Source organism: Aquipseudomonas alcaligenes NBRC 14159 (assembly GCF_000467105.1).
GTDB classification, from domain to species: Bacteria; Pseudomonadota; Gammaproteobacteria; order Pseudomonadales; family Pseudomonadaceae; genus Aquipseudomonas; species Aquipseudomonas alcaligenes.
On record NZ_BATI01000007.1, the window covers coordinates 202,924 to 212,302 of the forward strand.

A 9,379-nucleotide genomic window follows, 5' to 3' on the forward strand; every position below is an offset into this window, starting at 1 on the left:
AAATTTTCTGCCGGCCCGTACGTCTAGTACAGGCAAGTTACACAAATGCGAATCCTTCTAATTTGATTTCATTGGGGAGTATTGATGGAACAGCAAGCGAAGAGCCTGGCCCGAATACCGTTCGCCAAGGCGCGTCTGCCGTTGGCCATGGCCTGCGCACTGGGTGCATTCAGCATGGGACTGCAGGCTGAAGAAGCGATCCAGCTGGAAACCACCAATATCAGTGGCGAACTGGACAGCCCGGTCGGCGAGGACCAGGGCTATGTGGCCAAGAACAGCCGCAGCGCCACCAAGATCAATACTCCGCTCAGTGAAACCCCGCGCTCGGTCTCGGTTGTCACCGAAGAGCAGATGAAGGACCGCAACGTCCAGACCATCAGCGAGGCGCTGCGCTACTCCGGTGGCGTGCAGGCCGGTTTCTACGGCGAGGACAACAAGCAGGACTGGTTCATCATCCGCGGCTTCAAGCAGGCCAACAACGGCCTGTTCATGGACGGCTCGCGCATCTATTCCAGCGCTTTCTACAGCTGGCAGATCGATCCCTACATGCTCGAACGCATCGAGGTGCTCAAGGGTGCGGCCTCGGTGCTGTACGGCCAGACGCCGCCCGGCGGCCTGATCAACCTGCAGAGCAAGCGCCCGACCGCCGACGCCCGTAACGAATTGGGCGTGCAGTTCGGCAGCTTCGACCGCAAGCAGATCAATGCCGATGTCGGCGGCAAGCTGGATGAAGAAGGCAATCTGCTGTACCGCGTGGTGGCCCTGAGCCGCGATACCGGTACCCAGGTCGATGACGTCGATGCCGCGCGCATCCTGCTGGCCCCCTCGATGACCATCAACTTCAACGAGGACACTTCGCTGACGCTGCTGGCCAGCATGCAGAAGGATCGTTCCGATCCCCAGCTGCAGTTCCTGCCGTCCAGCGGCACCATCGAGCACAACCCGAACGGCAAGATCGACACCGACACCGCCGTGGGCGACCCGAGCTACGAGACCTTCGAGCGCGACCAGTACACCCTGGGCTACGAGCTGAACCACCGTCTGAACGACAACTGGGACTTCCAGCAGAACCTGCGCTACGGCCACATGGAGCTGGAACTGCGCCAGCTGTTCTACTACGGCAACCTCACCGATCGCGTGATCAACCGTGGCCTGACCTACAACGACGGCAAGGCCGACAACCTGTCGGTGGACAACCGCCTGCTAGGCAACTGGTTCGGCGACCGCTGGGAGAACACCCTGCTGCTGGGTGCCGACTACCAGCAGCTGAAGATCAACGACCGCAGCCCCAACGGCTACCCGAACTTTGGCGTAATTCCCCCGCTGGATATCTTCAATCCAAGCAACAATGCACCTCTTTTCGGCTTTGTCCCGGTCGGTAATGACGCCCCTATTGGTGATTTCGCCGTTGAGGACAAGGATACCCGCGCCGACCAGATGGGCTACTACCTGCAGGAGCAGTTCAAGTACGACAACTGGGTGTTCCTGCTCGGCGGTCGCTACGACACCTCGCGCACCGACTTCGACAACCGCACCACGGGCGCCAGCCACAACGTGCGTGACGAGGACTTCACCTGGAGCGGTGGTGTGGCCTATGTGTTCGACAACGGCCTGACGCCCTACATCAGCTACTCCGAGTTCTTCCTGCCGGTTACCGACATTAATCGTGTCACCGGTAAGCCGTTCGAACCGCAGGAAGGCGATCAAAAGGAAATCGGCATCAAGTACCAGCCGGAAGGTCTGGATGCGATGTTTACCGCTGCCGCCTTTGAACTGACTCAGGAAAACGTCACTAAAAACCGCAATGGAGTTCCCACACAGTTGGGCGAGGTTCGTAGCCGTGGCATTGAGCTGGAAGCCCAGGCCAATGTCACCGAGAACATCAGCCTGATCGCCAGCTACACCAAGCTGGACCCAGAGACCACCAAGAGCACCGTCGAGGCGGAGAAGGGCAAAAAGCCGGCCAACGTCGCCGACGAAATGGCTTCGCTGTGGGGCAAGTACCAGTTCATCGGTGGCGCGCTGGACGGCCTGGAATTCGGTGCCGGCGCACGCCACACCAGCTCCAGCTATGGCGACAACACCGAGACCCTGGAAGTGCCGTCCTACACCCTGCTGGACGCCATGATCAGCTATCGCATCCAGGACGTGCGCCTGCAGCTCAACGCCAACAACCTGACCGACAAAGAGTACGTCACCGCCTGTGACTACTACTGCTGGTACGGCAACCGTCGCAACGTCATCGCCAGTGTGAGTTATGACTTCTAATCCGCTGCAACAACTGCCGCTGCCCACCGGGCAGCGCCTGCTCGGTCGTGACGACGGCGCCAGCCTGGCCCTGCACCTGGACGAGCGCGCGCTGCTACGCGCCCGTCGTCAGGATGGGCTGCTGGTACCGTTGGAGCTGGCTGCCGAGGAGCAGGCCGAGGCGCTGTGGGCGCTGGCCTACTGGTGCTTCGCCAACGACACCCAGCTGCAGGCCGTGCACCTGCAGCTGGACTCGGTCGAGCCGGCCCTGCTGGCCAGCGGTCTGCTGATTGCCGAGGGCAGCGAGCTGCGCATCGAACGCTCGTCGTTCTGGCAGCTGCCGGGCCCTTTCCTGCGCACTGCCGGCAGTGCCGGCTACCCGCAGCAGATGGTCATGCACCCGACGGGCCGTCGTCACCCTCGCCGCGCGCCCAAGCCGGTGGGCGAGGTCTACCGGCGTTTCGATGCCACGCTGGGCGCCTGGATCTCCCTGCGCACCCTGGACATCGACGAGGACCTGGAGCGCTTCAACCGCTGGCAGAACAGTGCCCGCGTGGCGGCGTTCTGGCAGGAGGAGGGCGATCTGGCCAAGCATCGCCGTTACCTCGAGGAGCTGGCTTGCGACCCACGTGTGCTGACCCTGATCGGTTGTTTCGACGACCAACCCTTCGCCTACTACGAGGCCTATTGGGCCAAGGAAGACCGCATCGCGCCGTTCTACGAGGTTGGCGACTACGATCGGGGCATCCACATGCTGGTGGGTGAGGAGAGTCATCGCGGTCCGCACAAGGTGGCGAGCTGGCTGAGCGCACTGACCCACTACCTGTTTCTCGATGACCCACGCACTCAGCGTGTGGTTGCCGAACCCCGCGCGGACAACGCCCGGATGATCGGCCACATGCAGGCGCAGGGTTATCACAAGGCCAAGGAGTTCGATTTCCCGCACAAGCGCGCTGCACTCATGGTGCAGTCGCGCGAAGTGTTCTTCGAACGTTGCCACCTGGCATGAGCAACAAGGCTCGCGGCAATCTGCCGCGAGACCACAGAACAACAGAGCCGCGCCCGAGCGCGGCCGTGAACCACTGATGAGGTTGGGCAGGCGGATGCCTACTGCGTCCGCCCCAGACACGAGCCACTCCACAGGATCGGGGCCTGACATGAGCATAGAAACACTGGAATACGACGTCATCGGACTGGGCTTCGGGCCCGCCAACCTGGCCATCGCGGTGGCCCTGGAAGAAGATCGCCGCGTGCGTGAGAACGGCCTGCGCTATTGCTTCCTGGAGAAGAAACAGGCTTTCGAGTGGCATGGCGGCATGCTGCTGGACGACAGTCGCATGCAGATTTCCTTCCTCAAGGACCTCGCGACGCTGCGCAATCCGTCCAGCCGCTACACCTTCGTCAATTACCTGCATCAGAAGCGCCGTCTGGAAGCCTTCATCAACATCAGCACCTTCACTCCCTCGCGCCTGGAGTACAACGACTACCTGGGCTGGGCCGCCGGTCACTTTGCCGACCGCGTGCACTACGGCGAGGAAGTGATTGCCGTCGAGCCGGTCATGGACGGTGGTGAGGTCAGTCGGGTCAAGGTGATCTCGCGCCTGGCCGATGGCCGCACCCGCGCACGCATCACCCGCAACCTGGTGGTCAGCATCGGCGGTGAGCCGGCGGTGCCGGAAATGTTCCGCACGCTGCGCGAGGATGGCCGGGTGATCCACTCGGCCCAATACCTGGAGCGTATCCAGGGTGTGGCCGAGCCACGCCGGATCGCCGTGATCGGCTCCGGGCAGAGTGCCGCGGAGATCTTCACCGATCTGTGCGGGTGCTTCCCGACCGCCGAGGTGAGCATGGTGATGCGCAGCCAGGCCATGCGTCCGGCCGACGACAGCCCCTTCGTCAACGAGATCTTCGATCCGGCCTACACCGACGTGGTCTTCGGCCAGGCGCCGGAAGAGCGTGAAGCCTTCCTGCAGGCCAATGCCCAGACCAACTATTCGGTGGTCAACCTGGACCTGATCGAGAGCATCTACCATCGCCTGTACCAGCAGAAAGTCACCGGCCATGCGCCGCACAGCCTGCTGCCGCAGCGCAGCATCGAGGCAGTGCAGGCCGGGGCCGAAGGTGTGCGCCTGACCCTGCAGGGCCCGGAAGGCCGCGAAGATCGTCTGTTCGACGCGGTGGTTCTGGCCACCGGCTACCGCCGTGATGGCTACAAGCGCCTGCTTGGCGGCCTGCAGGCGCACCTTGGCGAGGGCGTGGAACGCGATTATCGTCTGTGCTGCCAACCGCAGATGAGCGCCGGCATCTACCTGCAGGGCTGCTGCGAGGCCAGTCACGGTCTGAGCGACACGCTGCTGTCGGTACTTGCCATTCGCTCGCAGGAAGTGGTCGACGCCCTGCTGGACAACAGTCGTCGCCGCCAATCGACAGGAGTCGCCAGCGCATGTGCCTGACCCAGGCGGGGGGCCGATGATCCCGGCCATTGCCCCGCTGTTCCAAGGGCCTTTCGCCCATTACCGCGATGTCCTTACCCTTGCGGATGACCCACGCCCGGCACTGTCCGGGCGTGAGTTTGTCAGCGCCGGACGTCTGGAAGAGCAGATGCTGCGCTTCGCCCCGGAGCATGCCGAGGGTGACCGGCGGGCGCTGCTGTCACTGTGGTCGAAGTACTATTTCCTGCGCCTGATCCCGCCGGTACTGGCTGCCGGCCTGATCCTCAACTGGCGCCTGCCGCTGGCGTTCGACGAAATCCAGGTGGTGGTCGGTGCCGACGGTCTGCCCGAGGCCTTCAAGCTGCCGCACGCCGGCGAACGCTGGAGCGCGGCGCCGGCCAACGGTTTCGAACGTTTCTCGGGGCTGCTGGACGACAATCTACTGCCCTTCATCGACGGCCTGCGCGCCCATCGCAAGATTGCCGCCCGGGTGCTGTGGAGTAACGCCGGCAATTACTTCGAGTGGTTCATGTCGACGCTCGGCGGCCTGCCGTTCCCCAAGCCGGTGTTGGCCCAGGGCTTCGAGATACTGGAAAGCAAGCTGCGCCCGGATGGCAGCCGCAACCCGCTATTCGAGCCGGTCAGCTACGTGCCGCAGGGCGAGGGCTGCGCGCCCTGGCGCCAGCGCAAGCTGTGCTGCATCCGCAACGAGCTGGGCATGGCGATGTGCGACAACTGCCCGCTGCTGGAAGAGCCGCCGGCAGAAGGTGTGGCCGTACTGGATTGATCGGGTACGCGAGTTAAAAGGCAGCCCGGACGCAATCCGGGATGCAGGCGACTCGCTTGCCGGATTGCATCCGGGCTACAGACATCGGGCGCGATAGCGCCCGGTGTCTTCAGCGCCGATACAGGCACAGCATGAAGTAGGCGCCACCCAGCAGTGAGGCCAGCAGCCCAGCCGGCAACTGCGCGGGGAACAGCAGGGTGCGTCCCAGCCAGTCCGCCGCCACCATCACCAGAGCACCGAGCAGCGCCGCACCGAGTAATTGCGGTACGGCGCGGGCCAGGCCGAGCAGGCGCGCCAGGTGCGGCGCCAGCAGGCCGATAAAACTCAGCGGCCCGACGATCAGCGTGGCGCCGGCGGTCAGCAGTGCCGCCAGCAGAAGCAGCACCAGGCGGCCACGGCCCAGCGGCACCCCCAGGGCGCGTGGCGTACCTTCACCCAACGGCAGCAGCTCCAGCCAGCGGCCGAAGGGCAGGGCAGCAGCCAGCAGAACCAGGCTGCAGACCAGGACCCACAGCGCCATCTGCGGACCGACGAAATAGGTGGAGCCGGACATCCAGCTGAGCAGGTTCTGCCCGCGCGGGTCACCGCCCGCCAGCAGGATGACCTGCAGGGCATCGAACAGCGCGGTGATGCTGATGCCGATCAGTAGCACCTTCTCCGGAGCGAACCCGGAGCGGCGCGACAGGCCGAGCAGCAGGAGCAGAGTCAGTCCGGCGCCCAGGCCGCCCAGTGCCAGCTGCGCCAGCGGGCCGGAGAAGGGCAGCAGGAATAACAGGGCGATCAGGCCCAACGCGGCACCGGCGCTGATGCCGAGCACCTCGGGGCTGGACATGGGGTTGCCGGTCAGGCGCTGGATCATGCAGCCGGCCAGCGCCAGCATGCAGCCCGCGGATGCTGCGGCCATTACCCGTGGCCAGCGCCAGTCGAGCAGCGCGGCATCGTCGAGGTTCCAGCTCCATCCTTCCAGTCCGCGCCCCAGGCCCAGTGCCAGGACGATGCCGGTGGCCAATGCCAGCAGCAGTGGCAGCAGGCGCCGGGCCGGGAACGGATGGCGAGCGAAGCTGTGCTCGGCAGCGCTCTGGGGCTGGCCGCCGGGCAGGTGCAGGCGCGGCAGCAGCCAGAGCAGTAGCGGCGCGCCGAGCAGGGCGGTGGCGGCACCGGTCGGCACCAGCTCGGCCAGGTTGCCGGCCAGGCGCTGGATGCCCAGGTCGGTGACGCACAGCAGCAGGCCACCGAGCAGCGGCGCCCAGATCAGGCGCTGGGCAAAGCTGCGCGCGCCGAGCAGGCGCACCAGGGCAGGCGCAGCCAGACCAATGAAGCCGATCACGCCGACCACGCTGACCACACAGGCGGCCAGGTACACGGACAGGGTCAGGCTGACGATGCGCAGAAAGCGCAGCGGCACACCCAGGCTCTTCACCCCGCTGTCGTCCAGTTCCAGCAGGGCCAGCGGGCGCAGCAGCGGCAGCAGGAGCAGCAGGCCGACGGCCAGGCGTGGCAACAGGAACTGCACGCCGCTCCAGCTGTTCTGGCTGAGCGAGCCGGAGCCCCAGATAAATACGGCATTCAGATCCTGCTGCTGGACCAGCATCAGGGTGACGTTCAGTGCGCTCAGGTAGAGGGTCACCACCAGGCCGGCGAGGATCAGCGTCAGCGGCGCCAGGGCGCGGCGCCAGGCCAGGGCGAACACCAGCAGGGATGCCAGGCCGCCACCGGCCAGGGCCATCCACTCGCGGCCGTAGTCCAGCGCCCAGGGCGCCCACAGCGTGGCGACCAGCAGGCCGAGTTGGGCGCCGCTGGATACGCCCAACGTGGTTGGCGAGGCCAACGGGTTACGCAACACCTGCTGCATCAGGGTGCCGGCCAGGGCCAGCACGGCGCCGCAGAGCAGAGCCATGCACAGGCGCGGCAGCCAGCTGAAATGCAGGATCAGCTGCGCCATATCGCCCTCGGCAGGGCTGGTCATGGCTGCCAGCCACTCGCCAAGGGGCAGGCGTCGGCCGAGATCGCTCAGCGCCAGGCCAAAGGACAGGACCAGAAGCAGGCCACACAGCCAGCCAGGGTGGCGGGAGAAACCGAAGCGCGCGCGGGTGGGCAGCGGCCCCTGGGCCAGCAGGTCGGTCATGGCGCGATCTCCGGCGCCAGGCGCGCCTCCAGCAGGTTGGCAAAACGCTCGGCGGCCATCAGGCCGTTGAAACTCCATACCGGCGGCAGGCCATACAGGCGCTGCTCACGCACGGCCGGCAGCTGCTGCCACAGGGCACTGGCTGCCAGGCCCTCGGCGGTGCCGGGCGGCATCGGCTCCAGGTAGAGCAGGGCGGCGCCGGGTTCTTCGGCCAGGCGCTCGATGCCCTGCTGGCTGAAGCCCCAGTAGTTGGTCGGGCCGCTCCAGGCGTTGCACAGGCCGACCCGATCCAGCACGCCCTGGTAGATGCTCTGCTTACCGAACAGGCGCACATGACGTTCGTCGAGGAAGGTCAGCACATAGAAAGGCGGCAATGCCCGCGAGGCCAGGCGCTGTTTGACCCGCGCCATCGTGGCGTCGATGCGCGCGATCATCGCCTCGCCCTGCGCCACACGACCGAGCAGTTCGGCCAGCTCGCGGGTCACCCGCTGAGCACCGATATAGGCCTCGGCTTCCGGGGTGTAGATGGCCAGCATATGCACCGGCGCGATGCGCTCCAGCTGCGGCCGGCTGGTGGCGAACTGTGGGGTGATCAGGATCATGTCGGGTTTGAGCTGGCTGAGCAACTCCAGGTTCGGCTCCACCCGCAGGCCCAGATCGACCACCGAGGTCGGCAGCTCGGGGGCTTGTACCCAGCGCCGATAACCTTCGGTCTGGGCCACCGCGATCGGTGCCACGCCCAGGCCCAGCAGGGTTTCGGTCAGGCCCCAGTCGATCACCGCGATGCGCGGCTGACGGGCATCGGCCTGGGCCAGGCCCGCCAGCAGGACGAGCGCACAGAACAGCCAGCGCATCAGACCACCACGGCGATGGGTTGCTGGCCCTGCGGATGGCTGAGCACCTGCATGGGCAGGCCATAGATGGCCTCCAGATTGCTATCCGTCATCAGTTCGGCCGGGCTGCCGTCCAGGAGCAGGCGACCGCTGTGCAGGGCGATCAGGCGGTCGCAGTAACGTGCCGCCATATTGATGTCGTGCAGCACCACGATGACGCTCAGGCCGAGCTGCTGGCTGAGTTTGTGCACCAGGCCCAGCACATCGACCTGGTGGGCAATGTCCAGCGCCGAGGTCGGCTCGTCCAACAGCAGGAAGCGGCTGTTCTGCGCCAGCAGCATGGCTAGCCACACACGCTGGCGCTCGCCGCCAGAGAGGCTGTCGACCATGCGCTCGGCGAAGCGTGCGGTATCGGTGAGTTCCAGGGCCTCGCGCACCTTGGCGTGGTCCTCGGCGCCGAAGCGGCCTAGCAGGCCATGCCAGGGGTAGCGGCCGAAGCCGACCAGCTCGCGCACCGTCAGGCTCTCGGCGGCCGGCAACTGCTGCGGTAGGTAGGCGACCTGGCGGGCAAAATCGCGGTCCTTCCAGGCATCCAGCGGCTGGTTATCCAGCAGTATGCGACCGGCGCTGGCCGGCTGCTGGCGCGCCAGCATCTTCAGCAGGGTGGATTTTCCGGAGCCGTTGTGGCCGATCAGGCCGACCATCTGGCCCTGGGGGATGTCGAGCGACAGCGGATGCAGGAGCGTGCGCTCCGCCAGGCTGAAGCTGACCGCATCGAGTCGGAACATGGACAATCCTTGGCGAGCCGGACATGCGCGAAGGCGGCGACTTTAGCCAAAATGATAATCCCATGCAAACGCAATAGATTCGCTTGTACCTTGCGACGACTGCCATAAGACGGATTCTGCGATTCACGTAAGCTGAAGAGGAGCCGGAATGACAGGGGAGTGGAGCG

Annotated in this window: 7 protein-coding genes; 4 read left to right on the forward strand and 3 right to left on the reverse strand. The window is 65.5% G+C overall.

The window, feature by feature from the left end:
• Window positions 1–84: 84 nt before the first annotated feature.
• The 4 genes from PA6_RS05445 (at window position 85) to fhuF (ending at window position 5,466) form a co-directional block, all read left to right on the forward strand.
• Entirely contained in the window at window positions 85–2,268 is a 2,184-nt protein-coding gene (locus PA6_RS05445; protein WP_021699882.1) for a TonB-dependent siderophore receptor, read from the forward strand.
• Window positions 2,258–3,256, forward strand: a complete 999-nt coding sequence (locus PA6_RS05450) for a GNAT family N-acetyltransferase (protein WP_021699883.1) — start codon at window positions 2,258–2,260, stop codon at window positions 3,254–3,256. The genes PA6_RS05445 and PA6_RS05450 overlap by 11 nt, the downstream gene beginning before the upstream one ends.
• Window positions 3,257–3,404: 148 nt before the next feature.
• A complete protein-coding gene (locus tag PA6_RS05455) occupies window positions 3,405–4,700 on the forward strand; it encodes a lysine N(6)-hydroxylase/L-ornithine N(5)-oxygenase family protein (protein ID WP_021699884.1) in 1,296 nt (431 codons plus the stop codon).
• Between the two features lie 16 nt (window positions 4,701–4,716).
• Window positions 4,717–5,466, forward strand: a complete 750-nt coding sequence (gene fhuF / locus PA6_RS05460) for a siderophore-iron reductase FhuF (RefSeq protein ID WP_021699885.1) — start codon at window positions 4,717–4,719, stop codon at window positions 5,464–5,466.
• Between the two features lie 109 nt (window positions 5,467–5,575).
• Here the strand turns inward: fhuF and fhuB are convergent, their stop codons facing one another.
• The 3 genes from fhuB to PA6_RS05475 are packed head-to-tail and all read right to left on the reverse strand — an operon-like array spanning window position 5,576 to window position 9,212.
• Window positions 5,576–7,591 carry a Fe(3+)-hydroxamate ABC transporter permease FhuB gene (gene fhuB / locus PA6_RS05465; RefSeq protein ID WP_021699886.1) on the reverse strand — a complete coding sequence of 672 codons (2,016 nt, stop codon included), beginning with the start codon at window positions 7,589–7,591 and terminating at the stop codon, window positions 5,576–5,578.
• A complete protein-coding gene (locus PA6_RS05470) occupies window positions 7,588–8,445 on the reverse strand; it encodes an ABC transporter substrate-binding protein (protein WP_021699887.1) in 858 nt (285 codons plus the stop codon). The genes fhuB and PA6_RS05470 overlap by 4 nt, the downstream gene beginning before the upstream one ends.
• Window positions 8,445–9,212, reverse strand: a complete 768-nt coding sequence (locus tag PA6_RS05475; RefSeq protein WP_021699888.1) for an ATP-binding cassette domain-containing protein — start codon at window positions 9,210–9,212, stop codon at window positions 8,445–8,447. Before PA6_RS05475 ends, PA6_RS05470 begins: the two co-directional genes overlap by 1 nt.
• Between the last annotated feature and the right edge of the window lie 167 nt (window positions 9,213–9,379).